The organism is Dyadobacter fermentans DSM 18053 (genome assembly GCF_000023125.1).
GTDB lineage: Bacteria > Bacteroidota > Bacteroidia > Cytophagales > Spirosomataceae > Dyadobacter > Dyadobacter fermentans.
In genome coordinates this window covers 356,162-381,613 of sequence record NC_013037.1, presented here as the reverse complement: position 1 = coordinate 381,613, position 25,452 = coordinate 356,162, and the positions used below count along the sequence as shown (strand labels likewise).

The following is a 25,452-nucleotide window of genomic DNA, read 5'->3' as shown; positions in this document are numbered from 1 at the left end:
ATATGATTTTTGATGAAACCCTTGAAACAGTACATTATCATTTCCTCCCTGCTGGCAAGTCCGATGATCGGTGCCGCGCAGCAGGCCAACGTTAACCTCGACTGGGCACCGCAGAAGAACACCGAGCAGCTGGTGCCGTATGGCGGCAATGTGATTTCGCCGGAGGTGCGCGACGACCACACGGTTACATTCCGCCTCAAAGCACCTGATGCACAAAAAGTTGAACTCACGGGCGGCCCCGTTCTGCTCGCCTTGAAGAGTAAAGAAAATATTCCCTTCACCAAGAACCAGGAAGGGCTCTGGACACTGACGGTGGGACCAATAACACCCAATATTTATGTGTACCGCTTCCTCGTGGACGGTGTAGCCGTGGCCGACCCGAACAACACGCTCACGGGTACTTCCAATCAGCCCGGGTACAGCAACCTCGTCGTGCACGGGAACGGGCCTGCCTATTATGACGCACGCCATGTGCCGCATGGAAGCATTGCGAGGCATATTTACCATTCCGATGTGCTGAATGGCGAACGCGAAATGTTCGTTTACACGCCGCCTGGCTACGACCCCAAAAAGAAATACCCGGTGCTGTACCTGCTTGGCGGCAGCGGCGAGCTGGCCTCCGGCTGGACAATCGACGGCCGCGCGAATTTCATCGCGGACAACCTGCTTGCAGAAGGCAAAATCAAGCCGATGATCATCGCGATGCCCAACAACCAGGTCATTCACCGCAGCGACCCGAAGCATCTCGAAAAAACCTACAAATTGTTCGAAGAAGAGCTGCGGAAACAGATTGTCCCGTTTGTGGACGCCCAATACAGCACAGTAAAGGACCGTAAAGGCCGTGCGATTGCGGGTCTCTCGATGGGCGGCCGGCACACTCAGGCCGTAGGTTTCAATGCGATCGACCTGTTCAGTTCATTCGGAATTTTGAGCGCCGGTGACCTCGAACCTGAAAAACTGAACCCCGCATTCTTTCAGGACGCCAGGACAAAAGACAAGGTAAGTTACCTCCTCATAGGCCTTGGCACCGGAGAGCAGGACTTTGTAGGAAAACGTTCCGCCACCACGCATGCCGCATTGGATAAAATCGGCGTTAAACACGAGTATTTCATCGGCGGCGACGGCGCCCACGACTGGGGCACCTGGCGCCTCCTCCTGCACGACAAGCTGCTGCCAAACTTATTTAAATGATTGAATGACTGAATGATTGAATGATTGAATGATTGAATAGTCAGGAGGTTACGAAGACGGGTATTGTTAGGTCAGGGGTTGATTTTCAATACTGACAATTACATGACTACTTCTGACTCAATGACAATGTATTAAGTCATTCAAATATTCCCCGTTCCACGGCGGCTCATTCAATCATTCAATCATTCAATCATTCAATCATTCATAATTCACTCATTCACTCATTCACTCATTCACACATTCACCCATTCACTCATTCCCTTAACCCATGAGCTATTTCAACATAGACGCCATAAAGGCACAAACATTTGACGCGATCGTTGTCGGGACGGGGATCAGCGGCGGGTGGGCGGCCAAAGAACTTACCGAAAAAGGCCTCAAAACGCTCGTTCTCGAACGGGGACGCGATGTGAAGCATCTCGTCGACTACCCTACCACTAACATGATGCCCTGGGAATTTGAGCACCGCGGCCTGCCTCCGCTGGCGGCCCGGGAGGCGAGTCCGATGGCAAGCAAGCATTACATTTTCCGCGAAGATGCCATGCATTTCGTCGTGAAGGACTACGAGCATCCCTATGTGCAGGACCAGCCGTTCAGCTGGATGCGCGGTTACCAGGTAGGCGGCCGCTCGCTGCTATGGGCGCGGCAAACGCAGCGATGGTCGGAATACGATTTCGACGGCCCGGCGCGCGACGGCTTCGCCACCGACTGGCCCATCCGCTACAAGGACATCGCGCCGTGGTACAGCTACGTAGAGAAGTTTGCGGGCATTTCGGGCAACAAGGACGGCCTGCCGCAGCTTCCCGACGGCGAGTTTTTGCCGCCGCACGAAATGAGCTGCGTGGAAAAGCATTTCAGCGACCAAACGGCCAAGAACTACAAGGGAACGCGCCCGGTTATCATCGGTCGGGCTGCGCATATTACCGATCCGCAACCGATCCACACGCAGCAGGGCCGCGCCAAATGCCAGCACCGCAACATGTGTCAGCGCGGCTGTCCGTTCGGCGGGTATTTCAGTACCAACGCTGCAACATTGCCGTGGGCCGAAAAAACGGGTAATCTCACGTTAAGACCACATTCAGTGGTGCATTCGGTGATTTACGATGAGCAAAAGAAACGCGCGACCGGCGTGCGCGTGGTAGATGCGCAAACGAAGCAGATGACCGAGTTTTATGCCAAAATCATCTTCATTAACGCATCAGCTATCAACTCTAACCTGATTTTACTTAATTCCAAATCGCACCGCTTCCCCAATGGCCTGGGAAACGACAGTGGAACGCTCGGCAAATTCATCGGCTTCCACAACTACCGCGGCCGCGTAACCGCAGATTTTGACGGTTACCACGACCGCACGACCGACGGACGCCGACCGAACGGTGCCTATATCCCCCGTTTTCGCAACGTTTTCAAGCAGGAAACCGACTTTCTGCGCGGCTATGCAACTTCGTTTTCAGCTTCCAAATCCGGAAACGCCAATGAAGGCCTCGGCGAATCGCTGAAAGCCAGCCTCTTTGCCCCCGACACCAGCGGCTGGTCGATCGGCGCGCAAATGATGGGTGAAGTGTTAATGAAAGAAACCAATTTCGTAGCGCTGCACGATAGCCTGAAAGATGATTGGGGCATTCCGCAGCTCCGAATGAACGTATCGTTCGACGACAACGACATGAAGATGGTGAAGGACTTTTACACCGAGCTCAGCGAAATGCTCGACAAAGCCGGATTTAAAAACATCAAAACCGCCGACACCCTGCGCAACCCCGGCAGCGAAAACCACGAAATGGGCGGCGCCAGAATGGGCAAAGACGCCAAAACATCGGTACTCAACAAGTGGAATCAAATGCACGACGTCCCGAATGTTTTCGTCACCGACGGCGCCTGCATGACCTCCACCGCAACACAAAACCCATCGCTCACCTACATGGCGCTCACGGCGAGGGCAGCGGATTATGCGGTTGGCGAGATGCGGAGGGGGAACATATAGGTAGAATTTTAAATGATTGAATGATTGAATGACTGAATAGGGCATCATTCAATCATTCAATCATTCAATCATTCAATCATTCAATCATTCAATCATTCAATCATTCACCTTCTCAAACTCAAAATTCCCCTTAATATGCTTATTCAAAAACGTTCCCTTCGAGCCGGAGGTTTTCATGGCTTGGTATACTTCCCAGGGGACGTTTTTGTAGTCGTACACCATTCCTGAGACATATACGATGCGTAATGTCTGCTTTTCCTCGTTGTAGATCATCCTTTCAACGACTGTGGATGGCATAATGCGTGTCAGTTGAAGTCATCCAGTGCTTCGCGCAGGTTGTCTACGGCCTCGGATGAGATATTGGACTCTGTGAAGATGGATTTAACGGTGGATTTGCTGCCGTAAAGTCCGGTGTTGGCGCGTACGTCCACGTCCAGCATGGCGCCGTTCACGGTTACACCTGCGAAAAGTCCCTTGGCGCGGGAATACGAATATACCTCGGCTTCGAGTTTGTAGTCGGTGGTGGCGGAGGCGTTCTTGCTCACCGGCCCGGCAGCAACGGACACGTCGCCGCCTAGCGTGTAATCGCCCTTTTCGATATTCATAAGCGTCTTATCGCTTTTAAATATCAACACCAGATCCACTGCCTGCACGCCGATTTGCGCGCCTACACTGCCGCCCGTGAGGGTAACAAACACGGGATCGCTCCATTTGCCATCCTCTCGCTTGATCATCGCGAGCCCTTTGCCGTGCTTGCCGCCGACGATCAGGCCGCCATTGATCATTCGCGGGATGATGATAATGCCTTTCGAGGCTTCGAGCAGCGGGGCAGGGATTTGCATTCCGTTGAAATCGCTCAGTACCGCCGTAGCGGCTTTGATCTTATCTTCTTCTTTGTTCTGCGCGAATGACGGCGCCGAAATGGCTAGTCCTACGAGCAGGAGGGCTTGCATTTTCATGGATTTCAATTTGTTGAGGAACATAACTTTTGGGATTGTGGGTATAAAAATGATGCTTCAAGGATCGTGCCTGCTGCGCCCGGAAACCCTTTTCTACAACAGCAGCCCGGCTTTCGGCATCTCGCGGCGCGATCTGCCTCATTTAACGCAGCAATGCGCAGTTTCTGATTAGTTGGTACGATTTTGATGACAGTTTTACATGAAATAATGTCAACTCCAACCTTACCTGTTATGGACGCCAAAGCTATCAGTCTGAGCGAGACCGACGTGAAACCCGTTGTGGATCTGCTCAATGACTACCTTGCCAACTATCACATTCATTACCAAAAACTCAGGGGATGCCACTGGAACATCAAGGGGCAAAACTTTTTTACGCTGCACGCCAAATTTGAGGAATTGTACACCAATGCGCAGGAAACGATCGACGAAATTGCCGAACGCGTGCTCACACTCGGCAAGCCGCCGCACAGCCGTTTTGCAGACTATATCAGCGAATCGGAGATCAAGGAAATCAATACCATCGGGATGAAAGACCTGGACATGGTGGAAGCCATTCTCGACGATTTCAGCAAGCTCATCAGCCTAGAACGCGAGCTGCTTACCGCCACCGACGAAGCGAGCGACGACGGTACCAACGACATGGTGAACCGTTTCATGCAGTTCAAGGAAAAAAACACCTGGATGCTGCGCTCGTTTGCCGGAAAGAAATAAACGAAACCTATGCACACGAGCGGCCGCATTTCGCCTTGAAATGCGGCCTTTTTAATGCCCGGTAACATTATTTTTGGCCTTACCACCTTCTAATTACTTCCGAATAGCTTACTTGCATTGATTCCCTTCAAAGAACCGCCATGCAAGCCATTCCCGAATTTAAAATCAGTTCTGTTCCCCTCGTGAGCCCGATTCGTTTCGCGCGCGATCCGCTGCGGTTCCTGCGGCAGGGTTTCGACGAATGCGGTGATACGTTCAAAATCAAATTGTTCAGGGAGTTCATCGTCACCCGCGACCCGGCGTTTTTCCGGCACGTGCTTCAACAGCATCACAAGAATTTCAAAAAAGGTAATTCTGTGAAAATGCTCCGCCCGGTGCTCGGCAACGGGCTGGTGATCAGTGATGGGGATTTTTGGTTAAGACAAAGAAGACTGGTACAACCCGCGTTCCACCGGGAACGTTTGCAGGAACTGTTCGTCACCATGGGCGGGCTCACTGCCGCATTCCTGGATGAAATGGAGCAGTTCCGCGGCAAAGCGCCGGTGGATGTGGATGCCAAAATGATGGGCATTACGTCCGACATCGCGCTCAAAACGCTGTTCGGCAATATGAATACCGAAGATAAAGAGCAGATTTACAACCAGGTAAGCCGCACGCAGACTTACCTGGTCACGCGGGTGCGCAAACCGTACCGCCTCCCGCTGATGGCCATCAACGGCGAAGACCGCCGATTTAAATCAGATCTGGCCTATTTCAACAGCCTCGTCTATGACTTTATCCGGAAACGCCGCCTATCCGGCGAAACGCCCAACGACCTGCTCCAACTCCTGCTCGACAGCACCGACGAAGAAACAGGCGAACAAATGACCGACGAACAAATCCGCGACGAGGCCATCACCATGTTCGCGGCCGGACATGAAACGTCCGCGACCGGGCTCAGCTGGCTGCTTTGGGAACTCTCGGCCCAGCCGGAAATCGTGGCGCGCATCCGGCAGGAAAGCAGCATTTTCGAAACCGTCCCAAGCTTCGAACAGCTCATACAAATGCCCTACACGCGCCAGGTTGTGGAAGAAGGCCTTCGCCTGTACCCGCCTGCGTGGACGATGACGCGCGAAAGCACGGTCGATCAGAAGATCGAAGATTACCCGGTGCCGAGGGGCAGTTCGGTATTCATGTCGATCTTCGAACTGCACCGTAATCCCAACCTTTGGCACAATCCTGCGGCATTCGATCCGGAGCGTTTTCAGCCGGAAGCCGTCAAAAACCGGGCGAAATTCAATTATCTGCCATTTGGCGCCGGGCCGCGGATCTGCATTGGCCAGCAGTTCGCATTAATGGAAATGCAGCTTGTGCTGGCAGCGCTCGTGAAACGCTTCGATTTTGTGCGCGAGCCCGGTTACAGCGTGGGAATGCACCCGCAGATTGTACTAAAATCCACGAATGGAATTAAACTAAACATCCGATAAGCCGATACCGAACGAGCTCCCATGCACGAATCTATTATCCTCTATCTCTCGCTGGTGATGGCCATCATGCTGCTGGTGATGCTGGCCCAAAGAATCAAAATTGCCTACCCGATCGTGCTCGTGCTGGGCGGGCTTGCATTGAGCCTCGTGCCGGGCCTGCCATCGGTGGAAATAGATCCGCAGCTGATATTCCTGATATTCCTGCCTCCGCTGCTCTACGAAGCCGCCTGGCAGACATCCTGGAAAGATTTCTGGAAATGGCGGCGCGTGATCGGCTCGTTTGCATTCATTATCGTGATATTCACCTCTTGCGTGATCGCTTACGTATCGCAGGCGGTCGTGCCCGGGTTCACGCTTGCGCTGGGCTTCCTGCTGGGTGGCATCATTTCTCCGCCCGACGCCGTGGCCACAACTTCCATTTTGCAGAATGTAAAGGTCCCCAAACGCGTCATTACCATTGCCGAAGGCGAAAGCTTGCTGAACGACGCATCGTCCCTGGTCGTCTTTCGGTTCGCGCTGGCGGCCGTGGCATCGGGCCAGTTTGTACTCACCGACGCGATCGGCAGCTTCTTTTTCGTGATCGTCATGGGGTTCACCGTCGGCCTGGGCATTGCGCTGATATTCTACGCCATCCTGCGCTGGCTGCCCACCACGCCGAGTATCGACACCATTTTGACCTTTGTGGCACCGTATGCGATGTACATTACCGCGGAAGAATTCCATTATTCGGGCGTGATCGCCGTCGTCACCGGCGGACTGTTCCTTTCCCGCAACCAACATAGCATACTCAGCCATTTGAGCCGCATCCAGGGCATTAATGTCTGGTCAACGGTTGGGTTCGTATTGAACGGGATTGTGTTCATGCTCATCGGCCTCGAACTGCCGGTGATCGTGCAGGGCCTCGGCGAAGCCTCCATGGGCGAAGCGATCAAATACGGACTGATTATCTCCGCGGTAGTAATCCTGACCCGCATTGCGAGCACTGTGGGAGCCTCGTTTTTCACGGTATTCATCAGCCGGTTCATCACCACCGCCGACAGTAGCCCCGGCCTGCGCATGCCGCTCATTTTCGGCTGGGCAGGCATGCGCGGGGTTGTTTCGCTGGCATCGGCGCTATCCATTCCGCTATTGCTTGAAAACGGCCAGCCGTTTCCGCAGCGCAACATGATTCTGTTCATCACCTTTGTGGTGATATTGGTAACGCTTGTTTTCCAAGGACTTACCCTCCCTCCCCTGGTCCGCTTGCTGAAAGTGGAAGAAAGAGACTACTCGGTATCGGCCCAGGAGCAGGACGTGATCATCCGCCGGAAGCTCGCCAAAGCATCCCTGGATTTGATCAATACAAAATTTGCGCATGAAGTGAATGACAACGAACTACTGCAAAGCCTGAAATTCAAGCTCGAAAGCGACATCGGCTTCCTTGACCACGTCGAACAATCGGAAGTGGAAGAAGCCGGCCACGCGTACATCACCCGTTTCCAGGAAATCAACAAGGAACTCCTCGACCACAAACGCCACATCCTGCATCAATTCAACAAAAAAGAAACCTACGAAGAAGAAATCATCCGCCAACACCTCGCCCAGCTGGATCTGGAAGAGGAAAAGGTGAGGCAGCAGTTTTTGCATATTGAATGAGCCGCCGTGGAACGGGGAATGAGCTGCCGCGGAACGGGGAATGAGCCGCCGGGCCTCCCATTCGCCCTAAGCCAGGTTTTCTCGTACCGGCAACACCGCCGATACCATCTTCCTCTCCCCGCGGTCGCGGTCGAAGAAGTAGTCCAGGCGGCCGAGGTTAATGCCGGCGAAACCTACTTGGTTGATGGTCGTGATTTTGCCGTCGAGGTTTGGGATGTGTTCGGGTTCTTTCATAAATGTGTGCGTGTGGCCGCCGATGATCAGGTCGATGTTGCGGGTGGATTTGGCGAGTACCTGGTCGGAGACTTTGTTTTCCTTGTATTTGTAGCCTAGGTGCGACAGGCAGATCACCAGGTCGCAATGGTGCTCATTTTTGAGCAGCGCCGCCATTTCGTTCGCTTTGGCAATGGGATCGAGGTATACTGTTTCCAGGTAATTCTTTTTGTTCACCAACCCTTCCAATTCAATACAAACCCCGAAAACGCCGATTTTCAGACCTTGTTTTTTGAATATCTTGTAAGGCTGCGTCCTCCCCTTCAGTTCGGTGTTGCTGAAATCATAGTTACTCACCAGGAACGGGAAATTGGCGTGCGGGAGTTGCTTCACGAAGCCGGCGATGCTATTGTCGAAGTCGTGGTTGCCCATGGTGGCAGCGTCGTAGCCCATTTGGCTCATGATCGAGAATTCCAGCTCGCCGCCGTACAAATTGAAGTAAGGCGTGCCCTGGAAAATATCTCCGGCATCAAGTAAAAGCACATTGGGCTGCTCGGCGCGGATTTGCTTTACCAATGCGGCCCTGCGCGCCACGCCTCCGAGGCCCTGGTTGCGCGAGCCGTCCATCGGAAACGGATCGATGCGGCTGTGTACGTCGTTGGTATGGAGAATTGTAAGCTGTACTACTGAATCGCGCCGGGCGAAGGCGGATAGCGGCGCAAAACCGCACGCTGCGGCCACCAACCCACTTTTTTTGAGGAAATCCCTCCTATTTATCTGAAACAATTCTTCCATCGAGTTGAGCGGTTATTTTTTTGCCCTGACGTGTCAGGTCGCTGATATAATCAAACAATGCTTCTCTTACGCGCTGATTGATCTCCCGGCGTTCGAGCGGGTGCCGCAGGCTTTCGAGCTCGTCGCCGCCATCGGCCAGGTAGTCGTAAGTGAGCAGGTGGTAAGTTTTGTTGGGGTCAAAAGGCTGGCCGGCGATTGCTACGTCGTACGCTTTGCCGTCGCGGATTTTCATCCGGATGCCGGCTACGGGTTGGCCGCCCTTTTTGGCAATAAAATCGATGACCTGCTGCACGCTTTCACCAGATAGTTTGAGCACAACCAACTCATTTTCAAAAGGCATGAGTTCATAAATGTGCGAAACGGTGATGTCGCCCTTGGGGAATGTGGTGCGCAGGCCGCCTTTGGTGGCCAGCGTAAACTGAATGGCGGGGTCTTTTTTCAAACCCTCTCTCAGCATCGCGTCGGCGAAGAAGTTGCCCATCAGCGTTTCGGGATCGGAAGGCTTGGTGAGCGCCACGTCGGTTTGGCCGACGATGCGGTTCATTTCCGCCTGCATTTTGTCCTTGTAAGGCTGATAGTACCGGATTATAGCAGAATCGGCACCGACCTGCTGGTCGATGCCGTACTGCTTGTATTCGCTTTTGGAAACGGTGAGCTGCTTTTGGCAGGAAGCCAGCAGGCCAAGGCCTGCGATCAGCACCGCACCGTAAATATGTTTGAAAGGAGTGATCATAACGTAGTTTTATGAATGCAAAACTACGTCCGAAACTCCGGATTTCCTGCTACCAGCCGTCGTTCTGCCGCAGATTCGGGTTCGCATCGAGCTGCGACTGGGGAATCGGGTACAATTCCAGGCGGGGTGTGTAGGGGATCAATATATTATCCACGATCTGATCTTCGGACATTGCCCCTATCTCTTCCTGCAATGTACCCCACCGGCGGATATCGAACACGGTATTGAACTCCCCGCTCAGTTCCAGCCTGCGCTCGTTACGGATCGCCGCACGCAATGCGGGCACAGCGGTTGCTTTGGACGGCGCGGCTTTCGCGCGCGCGCGCACCCGGTTGAGCAATGGCAATGCCTCGGCAGGTTTGCCGGTTTCTACCAATGCCTCGGCCAGCATGAGCAGCACATCCGAGAACCTGAGTTCGATCAGGTCGGCATTGTAACCCTGTACAGGCGCTCCAGGAGCACGGGCTTCGCGGGCCAGCTTCCCGAAAGCAATGCCGTATTTGAAATCGTCGTGCGCGAATGGCTGCTTGGTGCGGAGGTTCATATAATGGCTGCTGGCAGCGTCGTACACAATGCTATCGCCTTCCTGCGCTCCCGCTCGGGCGCCACCGGTGAATGCGTATTTCGACACCAGCGTGAAATCCCGGCGCGTATCGGTTTTTTCGTACAATTTGTAAAAATCATAAGTCAAACCGTAGTTGGTCTGCTCGTCGCCGTTTACCAGGCCCGACGGGAACAGGTGAAAAGGAAGGATGTTGCCATTCTGGTTAGACGGATTTACAAAATATCCGAATGACAGAACGATCTCCCTGTTACGCTCGTTGGCGATCGCGAACACGTCCGCGAAATTGGGAAGCAGCTCCATATCGTAAGTTTCCTCATTGGCCGCTCCCACCAGCTCGCTCAGCTTGGCGGCGGCTTTCTGGTAGTTTTCGGTGCGGTTCAATGGCTTTCCGGCCATGGTGAGGTACACCTTGCCCATGAGGGCTTTCACGGTTCCTGCGGACACCCGGCCGAGCTCTGCACCGCCGCGCGAGTCGGGCAGGATGGTTTCGGCGAATGTGAGGTCGGCAAGAATGGCGTCGTACACCTCCGCCTCGGTGGCCTTTCCTGCGAAAATGAGATCTTCGTCTTCAAACGACTTCACTTCTCTCAGGATCAGCGGCACGCCGCCGAACAGCCTTACCAGGTTGAAATAAGCATAAGCACGCAGCACACGCGCTTCGGCAATGTACGGATCAGCCTCTTCCTCCTCGCCCGGGACAGCCATTTTCGCGTTGTCGATCACGGTGTTAGCGCGGTAAATGATCTTATAAAAGCGCGTCCACACGGATTCGAATGCACCCGAAACAGCGTTGTGCCCGAAGCGGTAGTAAGGGTCTGCGCCGGAACCGAGAATGCCCGCCGTCGCATACCGGTGGCCCGATTCGGCCAGGATGAAACGGTTGAATATATCGGAATGATCGGTGGTGGTCCAGGCCTGGTACACGCCGATGGTCGCCTGGTTGAGGCCATCCTCGTCCTTGAAAGCCACATCTTTGCCCAACGACGAGTACGGCGATTCTTCCAGATTATCCTTGCACGAGGTAACGCCCAGCAAAGCCAGCAGCATTGCGGATAGCTTGATATGTATTTTCATGTTTGTCAAATGCATTGGTCCACATTAAAAATTGCAGGAAAACCCGATGGTGTATGATCGCTGCGCGGGATATGCGCCGTAGTCGATGCCCTGTTGCAAGAGCGATTGCCCGAAGGAGCTCACCTCGGGATCGAAACCCGAGTATTTGGTCCACGTCCACAGGTTGGTGCCTGTTACAAAAAGCCGGGGATTCTGGATCGGGCCGAGTTTCGGGAAGGTGTACGATACGGTGAGCATTTTGAGTCGGGCAAAGCTGCCGTCTTCGACCATGACCGAATTGATGTCCCCCGACGCGATACCGCGCTGTACGCCCGGATATTTCACGTTGTTGTGCGGGTTGGCCTCCGTGTGGCGGTTCAGGAACCATTCTTCAGACTGGTTAAACCCGACGCCGCCATAATCCACCACGCCATTGCTTACATAGAACCGCGTGAGGTTCAGCACGTCGTTGCCAACCGAACCGGTGAACAATGCATTCACCGCGAAATTTTTCCACGTAAGGTCATGGCTCCATCCGAAGGTAAAGTCCGGCGTGGATTTGCCGAGCACCACGCGGTCGTCGGCGGTGATAATGCCGTCGTTGTTCACGTCCGCATACTTCCAAGCGCCGTACAGCGGTGTTCCGGTCGAGCCTGGCGGGCGCGGGCCTTCGAAGGTCGGGAATGTGGGGTTGCCGTTGGCGTCGAAGTCGTTTGTCTGGCTGAGGCCGTCGACGCGGTAGCCGAAAAATTGTCCTACCTCCTGCCCCGGCACCAGAATACCCGACACGCCGCCGAGCAGGTTACCATTGATATTCACATAATCCGGCTGCGTGCGGTCGCCCAGGTCTACGAGCGTGTTGACGTTTCTCGAAACATTCACCCGGGTCGAGTAAGTCACATTCTTATTCTGCACAATATTTCCCTGAATGCTCACCTCTATACCGCGGTTGCGCATGGTACCGTAGTTGTCGATGATCGTGCTCACGCCGGATTGCGTAGGCACTTTGCGGGGTTGCAGCAGATCGGAGGTGACTTTGTTGTAATAATCAAAACTCAAAACCAGCCGGTCTTTTACCGCATTGAAATCCACCCCGACATTGAACTGCTTGGTACGCTCCCACGAGAGGTTCGGATTAGCGATCGTGTTCGGGAAAACGCCCGTGTTGATCACGGAGCCATCTCCGCCCGGTCCCATTTCGTAGAAACCGGCGCTATACAGCGACAGTGACGAATAGGGAGAAATAGCCTGGCTTCCGGTTTCACCGTATGATGCACGGAATTTCGTGTTGGTGACGAAGGTAACGCCCTTCATAAATTCCTCCTGATCGAGGTTCCAGGCCACGGCCACCGCCGGGAAGATCCCGTACTTTTTGTTAGCGGCAAATGCCGAGGCCCCATCGGCGCGGATGGACGCATTGAGCACGTAGCGGCCTTTGAAAGAGTAGTTGGCGCGCAGGAAACCCGATTGCAGGATGCGCTTTTCCTTGAACGATGCGATCACCTGCGATTGTGCGCTTCCGATGTTATCTACCCCAAAAAACGGCACTGCAAAGCCCGAAGAGTTGGTGTTGAGGAATTCAACAGTCTGGTCGTTATATTCCACACCCAGCGTTGTATTCAGGTAATGGTTCTTGCGGAAGGTCTTTTCGTATTGCAGGTAGGAGTTGAAGTTATAGCTATACGTATTGGCCGTCGTGTTACTTCCCTTTCCTTTCACCTGGTTGCCTTCGGCCGTTGTCGGCGGCAGGAACACCTTGCGGCGGGTGAGGTTCTGGTTACCGGCGAGGCTTACCACGAGTTGCAGACCGCTGGCGATTTTGAAGTAGTTTTCAATGTTGAGGATCGAGTAATCGCTCTGGGTGACGTCCGTCTTTGCCATCAGCTCGTTGTACGGGTTGGAGAAATAGTAACCCTGGTAATTCGGGATACCCAGGCTGTTATTACCCAGGTAATCGATTGCGAGCGTGGGTGCGGCGCGGAGGCCGTCCATGAGCCCGCCCGAGCTCGGCCATGCGCGCGAGGCGGTTACGGCACGGTTGGTTTTCTGCCGGGTAAACGACAGCTGTCCTTTTACGGTGTACCAATTATTGATCTCGTTATTCAGGTTAACGCGGAGACTGGCCCGGTCGTTATCCGAATTGATGATCGTGCCTTTGTCTTTGAGATAATTACCCGAAATGTAATACGAGGATTTAGGGCTGCCTCCCGAAAGGCTCAATGTAATGTCCTGCCTGAAACTTTGCTGCGTAATGGCATCCACCCAGTCGGTGTTGGTCATTGTGCTATCCAGGTTTTCAAACGGCGGATTCCGGTCGGTCACGCGGAAGCTCTCGTTGATCACCTCGGCATATTGCCGGGAGTTCATCATTTGAATCGGGTTGGCAATGCGCCCGAACGAAGTTTTGTTGACCAGCTCCACCCGGCCTTCGCCCCGCTTACCCGATTTCGTCGTAATTAAGACTACCCCATTCGCGCCGCGTGAGCCGTAAATGGCTGTTGCCGAAGCGTCTTTGAGGATTTCCATGCTTTCAATGTCGTTCGGATTAATGCCGTACAAGCCATTTTGGGTGTAGGAACCATAGAAACCCGTTCCAGCCTCGCGGTAGGGCGGCATCGGGAAGCCGTCTATGACGTACAGCGGCTCATTATTCCCGCTCAGCGAGTTGTTCCCGCGGATGCGTACCACCGTAGAAGCGCCCGGCTCACCGGAACTTTCCACTACCTGCACCCCTGTGGCGCGGCCCTGAATGGCCTGGTCGATGGTGTTGACCACCGCGGATTTGTATTCCTGCGAGGTGACGCGCGAAGTGGAGCTGGCCAGGTCGCGTTTGCTTTGTGCGCCATATCCCACCACCACCACTTCTTTGAGTGCCTTCGCCTCGGGTACAAGCTGCGCATCGTAGGTAGTGAGGCCGGTAATCGGTGCTTCTTTCGTAGTAAATCCTACAAAACTGTAAACCAATATCCCCCCTTTTGCAGGGACTTTCATCTGGAACGAACCGTCCGGCTCGGTAATGGCCTGGATCTGGGTGCCTTTCACGAGCACGGCCACGCCGGGCATGCCTACGCCCTTTTCATCCTTCACCACGCCCTTGATGTCGCGAGCGCCCGGACCAGCGTCGGTCGGGCCCGAGGGGGCCGGCTTTTGCGCGGCGACCGAATCGGGCGTTTGCGCTGCATTTTGTGCGGGCTGTGCCGCATTCGCATTACCGGGCTGTGCGGGGACGGCGTTGCTATCCGGTTTGGCGGCGGCCGGGTTGCCGGTAGCGCCGGGGTTGGTCAATGTATCTTTCTGAGGGGCTGGCTTAATCAGCGGATCGAAATTCTGCGTGGGTTTCACCAGCGGTGAAGTGGAGGATTTGGATGCAGAATCGGTGGTAGTTTGAGGCTTGGGGAGGGTATCGGAGGCCGGCTTGCCGGGTACTGGTGCAGCTTTCGGAGCCGGGGTTACTGCGGTGTCGGGCCTGGTCTTTCTTGTCGAATCCTGCCCTGACTGTTGCGCGGTACTTCGCGATATCGGGCCTGAAAACAGCAGCAGAAAGAGACCGATCCTCAGGAAAACGAGCGAGGCCGAACACGGCGCGGGCTCATCAACGCGTTGAGTTTTTCTCATATCTATCTTGGCTAAGTGACGGGACATGGTCCCGGAAAAAAATTGTTGATCAGCCAACAGCAGACAAAAACCATACCGCTTTGTTTTTAACGGCCCACCCGACCGCTATAAACGCATTCCGAAAACTTCGACAAAGCCGTTACGAAATATATTTACACAACTAACCTACACAGGTATATGAACAGGCACATGAACAGTCGCTCGTTCACCGCCGTAAAGATGGCCTGTAACCGGTCGGTCGTAATTTTTCAAATATCTATGAAACGGGTCCTATTATTTTTGGAAACATCCTGCTTACGATTACATTTGTCAAAACGCCACCAGCGGGTGCGTTTGAGTTTTGCTTAGTTTAAAGGAGTGTTATAAACCAACTTCGACCATGCGCCAGGAACAACTGCTAACTGCCGACTACATTGAGTCTCAGATCGGAAACGTAATCGAATACTACATCCATTGGGATTTTGAAGAAGACCCTTTTTACGGGAAAGCCCGCATTAAAGGTCTGGTGGACGACGAAGCAGGCGGGTTGAAAATCATTTGCGATGTAATCGAGGGAAGCGACCTCGAACTGGCTTTCGAGCAGGAAGAAGTATTCATGTATTCCGATCACCACCCCATTTACACCGGCCAGCTCCCGGAAATCTACTCCGCCAACTGGGTGAACACCGACGGCAAAAAGAAAAAACAAATCTTCATCGCACCACCCAACGAAAACGCAAAAGACTTCGCAGTTTCGCAGACAAACAGCAAGGTGGTGGTGAAGCGGATATATTAGGTAATGAATGAATGAATGAATGATTGAATGATTGAATAGTTAGTGCACAAAAATGGCTGGCAATACGCCTAATTCGCTCATTTAAAACTTACCCATTCAAAATTCAATCATTCGGTCATTCAGAATTAACTCATTCCCTGTTCCACGGCGGATCATTCAATCATTCAATCATTCAATCATTCCCATTCCACATCCGCTCATTCCACCTCCCCCGTCAATTCTTTACAATCTTCTTCGTCAGCACGCGGCCTTCGAATTGTGCTTTTACCACGTATAAGCCGGCCGCGAACCTTGTCAGGTCAAAATCATACACATTTGATGCTACTTCGCCGGTGATGACGGTTTCGGCCACTTTCTGGCCCGCTACGTTGTAAATGGACACCGATTTCAGTTGCTCCGGATGCGGGTAGAACTGTACCGATACCTGTCCGCTCGTTGGGTTGGGCGTTACCAGGAAACCCGCTTCTTTCAGGTTCGGGTTGATGGTGACTGTGCGGATATTGATGTCGTCGAGGTAAATGTCGTTTTCGTTGCCGTTTGTGTTCAGGAAAGCAACAAGTATTTCACCCTGACCGATGAACCGGCCGATATTGATTTCTTCACGCCTCCATTCGTTCACACCCGGCGTAAATGCGGTGCGGGTGGCTGTATTGCGGGTAACGAGCGTCGATCCCCATTTTTTGTAGACACTTGTGTAAGTCTGTCCGCAATCTGTACTAATAAGCACCTGCAATGTATCCCACACATTGCCCTGTGCGGAGGCGTTGGTATACGTTGCCGCCGCTACCTGGAACGATACGAATGCCGAGTCGGCACCTGCAATATTCACCGTCGGCGACCGCAGGTAATCGCGCTGGCCGACGAGCTGGTTATCAAAATTCGCGATCTTCACGGAAGCGCCGCCCGTTTTGGCCGCGGAAGTGGTTTTTTCCCAGGTCGAGCCGCCATCTTCGTTCACGATATCCCAGCCTTGCGGCGGGAACAGCCCTTCAAAACTTTCCTGCACGGGCGCAGCAAACGGTTCATAGTAAATGAAGTCGAGGCTCAGCGCGTCGTTGGAAGTGTCCTGGTCGGCGGCGCCGTTCGGGTTGGAGGTGTAAATGCTCAGAACGTGGTTGCCTTCAACGGTGGTGAGTTGCGGCAATGTCACCGTGGCTTCGGCATAAGTGGCCAGCGAGCCCGTCCAGTTAAAGTTTTGCACGGTGCCGTTGTCGATCACCGCGTGAATCGTTACCGACGTAAGCGTTTCGCTGCCGCGATTTACTAATGTTACCTGCGGCGTGAGAGTATTGGTACAAATGCGCTGCGCGGGCTGGCGGATCGCTTTCAGGGAAGCGTCTTTTTTCTTTACGTCGACGGGCGTGCAGGCATTGGAGAGTAAAAGCGATGAGCGGTAAGTAGTAAAAATTTCCTCCATATGCGCCACCTGCATTTTGGTAAACATATACAGGCACGCATCAGGAGTGTAATCCATGTAATTCTGATACATGATGCCGGGCGCCGTGGGGGTACAGCGGTCGGTTACGATGCCTGTCTGGCAGGAGGTAGTGCTGTTGCTCTGGTTGGGCGTGTCATCAATATTGTCGCTTCCCGTGCATGAGCCGTTATCGTCACCCCAAATGTGGTAGAGGTCGAAATAATGGCCCAGTTCGTGTGTCAAAGTCTTGCCCTGGTTAAAGCCTGCTGCGCTTCCCCCAGGCAGCGAGGCATAGTCGACAGCCACGCCCTGCTCGTCTTCTACGCCGTCGTCGGGGAATGTGGCGTAGCCTAATGTGCTTCCCGATAAGTCGCAGATCCAGATATTCAGGTATTTATCCGTATCCCAGGCATCGGCACCTCCCGATTCGGCATGCTTCACCTGGTTGGTAGTGTAGTCGAACGACGTGCGCGTGGTGGTGTAACGCACGATCCCCGTCGAGGGCGCATCATTGGGCGTGCGCTGGGCGAGGCAGAATTGAATGCCCGACTGCCCGAAAAGTGACCTGAAATGCGACGGGATTTTCGAAGCACCGGCGTTGGTACCGGCATAGTCCTTATTAATGGTATCGAGCTGCGCCATGATCTGGGCGTCGGTCACGAGCGACTGGCGGTTCATAACCACGTGAAAAACCACCGGAATGGTAACAGGGCCGGTGGTACGCAGGCTTTTGCCGGACGCCATTCTCGCATTGACCATTTGCCGGATGCGCTCGTCCCGCTGATCAAACATTAATTTGAGGGCCGGCTTATCGGTAAACCGCTTTTGAAGCAATTCCATTGAGCCGCAGCGGTCCTGTGCCTGGGTTACGCCGGAGCCGATATTGAGCAGGAGCAGAATTGGAAATATGTATCTAAACAATAGTATAGGATGTCGCATCGAGAGTTTCCGAACACTGAGTAAAACGAATGGCCCGCTAGTTACATAGAGCCTGCGGATTTATTCATGTACTACGAAAAAAAAGTGCCGCATGATGCGAATGCATTGCTATTTAATTTGTTTTTAATTGACATAATCCGCTTTTAGCAGAAAAATAGCCCGTCCGATGCAGGAAACGCCAATTCCAAAGCCCATTCGCAAAATCATCCACATTGATATGGATGCATTTTACGCGTCGGTGGAACAGCGCGATTTCCCCGAATACCGCGGCAAGCCGCTGGCCGTGGGCGGTTCTCCAACCGGCCGGGGCGTGGTGGCAACGGCCAGTTACGAGGCACGGAAGTTTGGGGTGCGCTCGGCGATGCCCTCGCGGCAGGCCATTCAGCTTTGTCCGCAGATCATATTCGTGCATCCGCGGTTCGAGGTTTATAAATCAGTTTCAAGAAGCATTCGGGAGATTTTTTCTCGCTATACCGATCTCATAGAACCTTTATCGCTCGACGAGGCCTATCTCGATGTTACAGAAGACAAAATGGGCATTGGCTCGGCAATGGAGATCGCGAAGCAGATCAAGCAGGCCATTCAGGAAGAGCTGCACCTGACCGCCTCGGCGGGCGTGTCGGTCAATAAGTTTGTTGCCAAAATCGCTTCCGATATTCATAAGCCCAACGGGCTCACATTCATTGGCCCTTCCAAAATAGAGCGCTTCATGGACCAGTTGCCGGTTGAGAAGTTTCACGGCGTAGGCAAGGTAACCGCCGATAAAATGAAGGGAATGCAGCTTTTTACGGGTTCAGATCTCAAAAAACTGACGGAGGAAGAGCTGGTAAACCATTTTGGAAAGACGGGCCATTTCTACTACCGCATCGTGCGCGGGATCGACGACCGGGAAGTGCAAACGCACCGCGAAACCAAGTCGCTCGGTGCCGAGGATACATTTACCTACGACCTCACCACGCCCGACGAAATGAACAAGGAGCTCGACCGGATCGGCGTAACGGTGGCGAACAGGCTGGAAACGAAAAAGTTGAAAGGCCGCACTGTGACATTGAAAGTCAAGTTCAGCGATTTTACCCAAATCACCCGTAACCATTCCTTTGCCCATCCCGTCGGCGACCTCGATACCATCACCGACACGGCAAAACAGCTCCTCGAAAAGCTTGATCTTGAAGGGAAAGCGGTGCGGCTGCTGGGGATCTCATTGTCCAACTTCCACGAACCGGAAGTGAAATACCGCAAATACAAAGACCCCGAACAGCTCGAACTGTTCCCCTTCGGCTCATAGCAGCAGTGCGTCCACCCGGTGGGCCTGCACGATCTTTTCGCATTGCGACCATGAAAATATCGTAAAACGGCCATCCTGCGAAGCCACGAGGGCGATCGCATCGCGCTGATCGTGTACAAACTGCGCGGCCGACAAATGCCTCGTTCCACCGTTCTGCACCGGGTGTACTACATTGGCCGTATTGCCGATCACCGGCTCGGTGATCAGGATTTCTTCCACCGGCTTACCGGCCGCCGCCCGGCCTATCTTGGCCCCGAATGCGAGGAGCTCGTAACGGTCGTTGATAATGGTGGCGCCGTCCACGGCCGTCAGTCCGGCCATATTGTGCACGGCGGAGCTGAACTGATTTTGCCAGGTAATCGGGTTGGGATCTTCCACGTATTTACGGTGCAGATCGGCCAGTTCCGAGAAAGGCGGCTGCACATCGTAGGTAATCGGGTGAATGATCGAGTCGCGCCAGCGTTCCTTGCCTTTGGGCACCACCAGCAATATTCCGCCACGGCCGTGGCTGCGCATGGATGCCGCGAGCTGCACGAGCAGGTTCGGGTAATCGCTCCATAATGTAGTGGATGAAAAGCCCATAAGCGAATTGATCAGCGACGGGCAATCTCTCACCTTCCGGCTTTCTTCGTTCACGATCTTCACCTGGTCGCCTTTCAGCACGGCCACGTTCACAAATTTGCCGAAACCTTCTACCCTGCGGTGCTTCACCACAAGCATTCCCGGCTCGATCACTTCCAGCACGAAACACAGGCCCGGAATCACGCGCGTGGTGCCCCAGATACGCAGCTCGCCATCCACCTCCCATACGCCCAGGTGTATGCCCGAGCGCTCCACGGCCGGCGCGAGCTTGGTAAGCGTGTTGGCCGTGAGGGTGAGCCTTTCGGCAAAAATCAAGGGGTGTTCGGCAGCTTCTGGCGGCAGGTAGGCGATAGACACGGTGGGTGAACGGCCCTCCTCGCGGCGCAGGCTTGCCCAGAATGTGGTGTCGATGATGGCTTCGATAATGCGCGGGTCGGGACGCGGGGCGAGCTCCTGTTCGTAGTACTTGGAAACCGCCTCGTGGTGCCGCTCGAAATGGCTGGCTACGAGCCCCGCTACCGAACGGGCTGCTTTGTAAGTGGTGGTTGCAGGCACCGAATCGCCTGTGTCAATGGGTAAAATATCGGGATTCGTGATCATTAGCTGGCCGTTTTATGGTGAACAACGACTTCCGTTAAAAAGTTGGGGGCTGCGCCTGTTGTCCGGTTTTTTCCTGTTTCTGCCGTCCATCTTCCAACCTTTCCGCACATCCCGGCATCGTATTGACCAGGGGCGTTCCGGGAATTAATTGACTCCCCGAAGAGTTGTTTCGCCAGATAAGCGTTAATTTGCGCGTTAATTCCGAAAAATCCGGTTTCGGCTATTTTTACTTCCGGCGTGCGGCGAGCATGCCATATATCCAAGAATGAAAACGTACCTCAGATTATTATCTTTTGCACAACCGATTGCCCGTTTCGCTGTCCCATACATTATTTGTACTCTGTTGGGTGTCGTATTCAATACATTGAACCTGGCCCTGCTGGCGCCACTCCTGAATACGCTTTTCCTTAACCAGGGCGGAGAGCTGGACCCCAGGCCTGAAAACGGCTGGCTCGATCCAACCGGCATGCTCAACTACTACGCGCAGCAGGCCAACCTCCATTTCGGCCCGCATGGTGCATTGCAGATCGTGTGCGCCGTGATCGTCGGCTCGGTGCTGCTTTCGAATGTCTTCAAATATTTCTCCCAGCGGATCATGGAAAACCTCCGCATTCACACGTTGCTCAACCTGCGCAAGCAAGTGTTCGATAATGTGATGAACCTGCACGTGGGCTATTTCAGCAACCAGCGCAAAGGGGATATTATCTCAAAGATCGCCTCCGACGTGGGTGTCGTACAGTTCTCGGTCACCAGCACTTTGCAGGTCGTTTTTAAAGAACCTATGCAGTTGCTGGCTTACGTGTTCATGCTTTTCGCTACCTCGGCCAAACTCACGTTTTTTGCCATCCTGGTCATACCCGTTTCCGCATTCCTTATCTCAAAAATCGTAAAAAGGCTGAAAGAGCAGGCCGCATTGGCGCAGCATTACTTCGGCCTCATGATCAGCTACCTCGACGAGGCGCTTACGGGCATCAAGATCATCAAGGCGTTTAATGCGACCGAAGATATCAAAAGCAAATTCCACTCGGAAAATATCCGCTATTCCGACCTCGGAAGGAAAATGGCCAAACGCCAGCAGCTCAGCTCGCCCGTTTCCGAATTTCTCGGCGTAACGATGGTCGCAATTATCGTTTTGTACGGCGGCTCGCTCATTATCGACAACAATTCGGACCTCGATGTATCCAAATTTGTGGCCTACATTGGTATTTTCTCCCAGGTAATGCGCCCTGCGAAAGCATTGACGGATTCATTCAGCACCATTCACGCGGGTATAGCAGCCGGTGAACGCGTACTCGAACTGATCGACGAAAAGCCGGAGATCCAGGACGCACCGGACGCGATCGAAATGCGGAACTTCAACGAGTCGATCCGGCTGGAAAACGTTTCGTTCTCCTACCCTGCACGGCCGGTCCTGCAATCGATTAATGTAACCATTCCAAAAGGCAAAACGGTGGCGCTCGTGGGGCCTTCGGGCGGGGGAAAATCGACTCTGATGGACCTCCTGCCGCGGTTTATCGACACGGCGGAAGGCCGCGTGCTGATAGACGGCGTGGATGTGCGGCATATCAAACAAGAATCGCTGTGGTCGATGTTCGGGCTGGTGAACCAGGAATCGATGCTTTTCAATGATACCATATTCCAGAACATCGCTTTCGGAAGTCCGGATGCGACCATGGAACAGGTGGAAGCCGCAGCCCGCATTGCCAATGCACACGAATTTATCATGGGCACCGAGCATGGCTATTACAGCAACATCGGCGACCGGGGTATGAAACTCTCTGGCGGACAAAAACAGCGTATCTGCATCGCCAGGGCCGTTTTGAAAAACCCGCCGATCATGCTCCTCGACGAAGCGACCTCAGCACTGGACACCGAATCGGAAAAATTGGTGCAGGAAGCATTGAACAACCTGATGAAAAACCGGACGTCGCTCGTGATCGCACACCGCCTGAGCACGATACAGAATGCGGACACGATATTGGTGCTGGAAGAGGGCAAGATCATCGAACAGGGCAGCCATGCGGAGCTTATCGCGCGCGACGGCCTGTACAAGCGCCTGATCGATATGCAGCAATTCACCGATGTGTAAATGGAAAACCCGCCGCTGATATCCATTGCCCTGTGCACGTATAATGGCAGCGCATTTCTCCGGGAGCAGCTGGATTCCATCCTGGCGCAGCGGTATGCCCATTGGGAACTGGTGGTGGTGGACGATGGCTCCACCGATCCCACACGCGCCATTCTGGAAGAATATGCGGGAAGCGATGCGCGCATCAGCCTGCATTATAACCGGCAAAACCTCGGTTATAACAAAAACTTCGAAAAGGCGCTGGGCCTTTGCCAAAGTGACCTCATCGCCATTTGCGACCAGGACGATATCTGGCATCCCGAAAAGCTGGAAAAACAGGTGCAGCTCATCGGCAACCACACGCTGGTGTACCACGATTCCGAGTTTGTAAATGCCGAAGGCCGCTCCATGAACCGCCGCATTTCGGACAAGCTGAATTTCTACCGCGGCAATGCGCCCGAAGTGTTCCTGTTTTTGAACTGCGTTTCCGGCCACAGTATTTTGTTAAAAAAAGAGGTATTGCAAAAATCGCTGCCGTTCCCGGGTAACTTCCATTACGACCAGTGGCTTGCATTCAACGCCGCCTGCCTGGGCAGTATCGATTTTGTGCCGGAAACATTGGTAAAATACCGCCAGCATGCGACCAACAATACCGATATCCTCGCCTTGAAAAAGGTAGCGAAAAGCGCGGACCAGAAAGCAGCGGCATTGGAACAGGAAAGCAACTGGCTCCACCTTTGCGCACGGCAATGCACAGGTCAGGCGCACGGGCTGATCAATGCATTATACAACCAGAGCATCCGGCGCAACGACCGCTTTTTCGACCCGGCGTTTGGAATACTCGTGTGGAAACACCGCGATACCTTGCTGCGGCTGCTGAAAAAGTCGGATACCAGCAAGTTTTTTTACGCGCTCCGAAAGGCATGGGGCGTGAAAGCTAAAATGACAGGAAAGTGAACAACCAACCCGAATCTGATATTCCCAGCACACCCTACCCGCTCGTTTCGATCGCATTGTGTGTTTACAATGGCGAAAAGTACCTTGGCGAACAGCTCGATTCGCTCGTAAACCAGACTTACCCGAACATCGAGATTGTGGTGGTGGACGACGGCAGCCGCGACCGCTCGCGCGAAATCCTCCGCAGCTACGCGGAGCAATACCCGGTTTTCAGGATTTTTGAAAACGAGGCGAACCTGGGTTATGTGAAGAATTTCGAGAAGGCGATCAGCCTGTGCGAGGGCGAGTATATTGCGCTATGCGACCAGGACGACATCTGGGACCTCGAAAAGATCAGCAAACAGGTAGCGGGAATCGGCGATAACCTGCTCATTTACCACGATTCGGCATTTATGGACGAGCAGGGCCGGCAAATGACCTGGAAACGGAAAATGTCGGAGATCATTCACCTCTACCGCGGCGATGATCCGAAGGTTTTTCTGTATTTCAATTGCGTATCCGGCCATAGCATTCTCTTCAAGCGCGACCTGCGTGATGATTTTCTGCCGTTTAACCCCGACCATTTCCACGATCACTGGATCGCCTACGTGGCGGCCAACCTCGGCAGCATTGAAGTGATCAACGAAACGCTCGTACGGTACCGCCAGCATACCACGGCTTCGACGGACATTCTCAACAAGCGGAAAAAGATCCGGAAAAACTACCATGAAAACCGCGACATCAAGAAGCTCAAACGGGACCTTGCATGGGTGCAGCAGTGCGCTTCGTTCCACAAGAACCGCGACCAGCCATTCCTCGACCGGCTCCGTTCGCTGTTCGAAGAGCGCCTCGAATCGTTCTTTTCATTTGAATATGCGGGCATTATCCGCGACAATTACGAGCAGCTGTATTTCATTCCCGTTTATAAAAAATCCAGCAAGTTCAGCTTCGTTTACCGCCAAATCTGGGGTTTGCGTGCCAAATTGCTCTGGGCTAGGTTCTTTGCTCGTCCGGAAACGGAAGAATATGTAGATATAACTTTAAAAGGTGAAGAAAACCTTTAAAGACCACTTTGGTGGGCATTTGCTGCGTTTTGGCGCTGTGCCAGAGCATTGTCTGGATTTGCCAATAGCTGTATTTCCAGCGCATCATCTGCTCGATAAGTACTTTAAATGACCGCTTCTCGATATCGTACATTTCATTTCCGCGCATCACGGAAGTGGTCAGCGGCAGCGCATAGCTCCATTTTTTGTGCAGTTTCAGGATATGGTCCAGCCATTGCTTATTGAAATTGCCTTCTGAGGCGTGTTTCATCAGCACGTCGTAGGTGACCATGATCTTATAATGCGGAAATACATTGAGGCAGAAGTCGAGGTCGTATCCGTGAAAGCCGGTGAGCACCTTGCCGTCGAACGGAAAGCGGAGCGCAATATCACGACGGGTACAAAACCAGAGGCCATCCACGCACACGACCCGGCTGAGGCGCTCGTTCCGCGGGTTGTGATAGGCATGCAGTTCCTTCTTTTCATTGTACTTATAACCTTGCAGGACGTTCTGGTAGGACCTTTCTTCCGAATGAAATTCCAGCTGGTACCAACCAGCCGGTGCCAGCGACTTATAACCGCCCCCGGCCACTCCCACAATGCCGATTTGCGGGTCGCGCCCGAAGATTTCTGAAATGACGCTTCCCCAGTTTTCGGTCCGTATTTCGATGTCCTCGTGCATGAAGCACACGAGGTCGAATTTGGCCATATTCGCTCCTTCATTATAGACGTCGCAAATCCCCCGGCTTGCCCTGCGGTTGTCGATCGCGATTATTTCGTGGGGGACGCCCACAGTATGGCGGATATTTTCTGATACTTTGGATAACTCGGTCGGATCGGCCGAGCAGATAACGATGGAAATCATGGCTTGTACTTGGATTGCGGCCAAA

The 25,452-nt window shown here is 53.5% G+C and carries 20 protein-coding genes; 10 read left to right on the top strand and 10 right to left on the bottom strand.

What is annotated here, in order from left to right:
• Positions 1–12: 12 nt before the first annotated feature.
• Together DFER_RS01635 and DFER_RS01630 are read left to right on the top strand one after the other, a co-directional pair.
• Positions 13–1,191, top strand: coding sequence for an esterase (locus DFER_RS01635; protein ID WP_012779949.1), 1,179 nt, complete (start codon positions 13–15; stop codon positions 1,189–1,191).
• Positions 1,192–1,459: 268 nt separating this feature from the next.
• Complete coding sequence (locus tag DFER_RS01630; RefSeq protein ID WP_012779948.1) at positions 1,460–3,172, top strand: GMC oxidoreductase; 1,713 nt, start codon at positions 1,460–1,462, stop codon at positions 3,170–3,172.
• Between the two features lie 96 nt (positions 3,173–3,268).
• Here the strand turns inward: DFER_RS01630 and DFER_RS01625 are convergent, their stop codons facing one another.
• Together DFER_RS01625 and DFER_RS01620 are read right to left on the bottom strand one after the other, a co-directional pair.
• A complete protein-coding gene (locus DFER_RS01625) occupies positions 3,269–3,469 on the bottom strand; it encodes a KTSC domain-containing protein (protein WP_041734635.1) in 201 nt (66 codons plus the stop codon).
• Positions 3,470–3,477: 8 nt separating this feature from the next.
• A complete protein-coding gene (locus tag DFER_RS01620) occupies positions 3,478–4,155 on the bottom strand; it encodes a lipid-binding SYLF domain-containing protein (protein WP_012779946.1) in 678 nt (225 codons plus the stop codon).
• Positions 4,156–4,362: 207 nt separating this feature from the next.
• Between DFER_RS01620 and DFER_RS01615 the strand changes: the two genes are divergently transcribed.
• From DFER_RS01615 to DFER_RS01605, 3 genes are all read left to right on the top strand, one after another.
• Positions 4,363–4,842 (top strand): Dps family protein, encoded by a 480-nt coding sequence (locus DFER_RS01615; RefSeq protein ID WP_012779945.1) that lies wholly within the window; start codon positions 4,363–4,365, stop codon positions 4,840–4,842.
• Between the two features lie 140 nt (positions 4,843–4,982).
• Positions 4,983–6,308: a cytochrome P450 gene (locus DFER_RS01610; protein WP_012779944.1), complete on the top strand. Its 1,326-nt coding sequence runs from the start codon at positions 4,983–4,985 to the stop codon at positions 6,306–6,308.
• A 21-nt stretch (positions 6,309–6,329) separates the two neighbouring features.
• The gene (locus DFER_RS01605) at positions 6,330–7,943 is read left to right on the top strand and encodes a Na+/H+ antiporter (protein ID WP_012779943.1); all 1,614 of its coding nucleotides are present in this window, start codon (positions 6,330–6,332) and stop codon (positions 7,941–7,943) included.
• Positions 7,944–8,009: 66 nt separating this feature from the next.
• Here the strand turns inward: DFER_RS01605 and DFER_RS01600 are convergent, their stop codons facing one another.
• From DFER_RS01600 to DFER_RS01585, 4 genes are read right to left on the bottom strand one after another with little or no spacing between them, the layout of a single operon-like run.
• A complete protein-coding gene (locus DFER_RS01600; RefSeq protein WP_012779942.1) occupies positions 8,010–8,951 on the bottom strand; it encodes a metallophosphoesterase in 942 nt (313 codons plus the stop codon).
• Complete coding sequence (locus DFER_RS01595) at positions 8,926–9,684, bottom strand: 5'-nucleotidase C-terminal domain-containing protein (RefSeq protein WP_012779941.1); 759 nt, start codon at positions 9,682–9,684, stop codon at positions 8,926–8,928. Before DFER_RS01595 ends, DFER_RS01600 begins: the two co-directional genes overlap by 26 nt.
• Before the next feature lie 49 nt (positions 9,685–9,733).
• Entirely contained in the window at positions 9,734–11,323 is a 1,590-nt protein-coding gene (locus DFER_RS01590; protein ID WP_143828627.1) for a RagB/SusD family nutrient uptake outer membrane protein, read from the bottom strand.
• A gap of 24 nt (positions 11,324–11,347) precedes the next feature.
• Positions 11,348–14,917 (bottom strand): SusC/RagA family TonB-linked outer membrane protein, encoded by a 3,570-nt coding sequence (locus DFER_RS01585; RefSeq protein WP_143828626.1) that lies wholly within the window; start codon positions 14,915–14,917, stop codon positions 11,348–11,350.
• A gap of 379 nt (positions 14,918–15,296) precedes the next feature.
• Between DFER_RS01585 and DFER_RS01580 the strand changes: the two genes are divergently transcribed.
• Entirely contained in the window at positions 15,297–15,692 is a 396-nt protein-coding gene (locus tag DFER_RS01580; RefSeq protein WP_012779938.1) for a hypothetical protein, read from the top strand.
• A gap of 214 nt (positions 15,693–15,906) precedes the next feature.
• Here DFER_RS01580 and DFER_RS01575 read toward each other — a convergent pair whose 3' ends face one another.
• On the bottom strand, positions 15,907–18,030 hold the full coding sequence (locus DFER_RS01575) for a M43 family zinc metalloprotease (protein WP_229206144.1): 2,124 nt from the start codon (positions 18,028–18,030) through the stop codon (positions 15,907–15,909).
• Between the two features lie 184 nt (positions 18,031–18,214).
• Here DFER_RS01575 and dinB point away from each other — a divergent pair, with 184 nt between their 5' ends.
• Positions 18,215–19,333 carry a DNA polymerase IV gene (gene dinB, locus DFER_RS01570; RefSeq protein ID WP_012779936.1) on the top strand — a complete coding sequence of 373 codons (1,119 nt, stop codon included), beginning with the start codon at positions 18,215–18,217 and terminating at the stop codon, positions 19,331–19,333.
• Here the strand turns inward: dinB and DFER_RS01565 are convergent.
• Together DFER_RS01565 and DFER_RS30310 are read right to left on the bottom strand one after the other, a co-directional pair.
• The gene (locus DFER_RS01565; protein ID WP_012779935.1) at positions 19,328–20,515 is read right to left on the bottom strand and encodes a putative sensor domain DACNV-containing protein; all 1,188 of its coding nucleotides are present in this window, start codon (positions 20,513–20,515) and stop codon (positions 19,328–19,330) included. The two genes, dinB and DFER_RS01565, sit on opposite strands and share 6 nt — an antisense overlap.
• On the bottom strand, positions 20,515–20,778 hold the full coding sequence (locus DFER_RS30310; RefSeq protein ID WP_041734632.1) for a hypothetical protein: 264 nt from the start codon (positions 20,776–20,778) through the stop codon (positions 20,515–20,517). Before DFER_RS30310 ends, DFER_RS01565 begins: the two co-directional genes overlap by 1 nt.
• A 2-nt stretch (positions 20,779–20,780) precedes the next feature.
• Between DFER_RS30310 and DFER_RS01555 the strand changes: the two genes are divergently transcribed.
• The 3 genes from DFER_RS01555 to DFER_RS01545 are packed head-to-tail and all read left to right on the top strand — an operon-like array spanning position 20,781 to position 24,583.
• Positions 20,781–22,604, top strand: a complete 1,824-nt coding sequence (locus DFER_RS01555) for an ABC transporter ATP-binding protein (RefSeq protein ID WP_012779934.1) — start codon at positions 20,781–20,783, stop codon at positions 22,602–22,604.
• Positions 22,605–23,540 carry a glycosyltransferase family 2 protein gene (locus DFER_RS01550; RefSeq protein ID WP_012779933.1) on the top strand — a complete coding sequence of 312 codons (936 nt, stop codon included), beginning with the start codon at positions 22,605–22,607 and terminating at the stop codon, positions 23,538–23,540. It abuts the gene before it with no gap.
• Complete coding sequence (locus DFER_RS01545; protein WP_012779932.1) at positions 23,537–24,583, top strand: glycosyltransferase family 2 protein; 1,047 nt, start codon at positions 23,537–23,539, stop codon at positions 24,581–24,583. Before DFER_RS01550 ends, DFER_RS01545 begins: the two co-directional genes overlap by 4 nt.
• On the opposite strand, the gene DFER_RS01540 is transcribed toward DFER_RS01545, so the two are convergent.
• On the bottom strand, positions 24,513–25,427 hold the full coding sequence (locus DFER_RS01540) for a glycosyltransferase (RefSeq protein WP_143828625.1): 915 nt from the start codon (positions 25,425–25,427) through the stop codon (positions 24,513–24,515). The genes DFER_RS01545 and DFER_RS01540 overlap by 71 nt on opposite strands.
• Between the last annotated feature and the right edge of the window lie 25 nt (positions 25,428–25,452).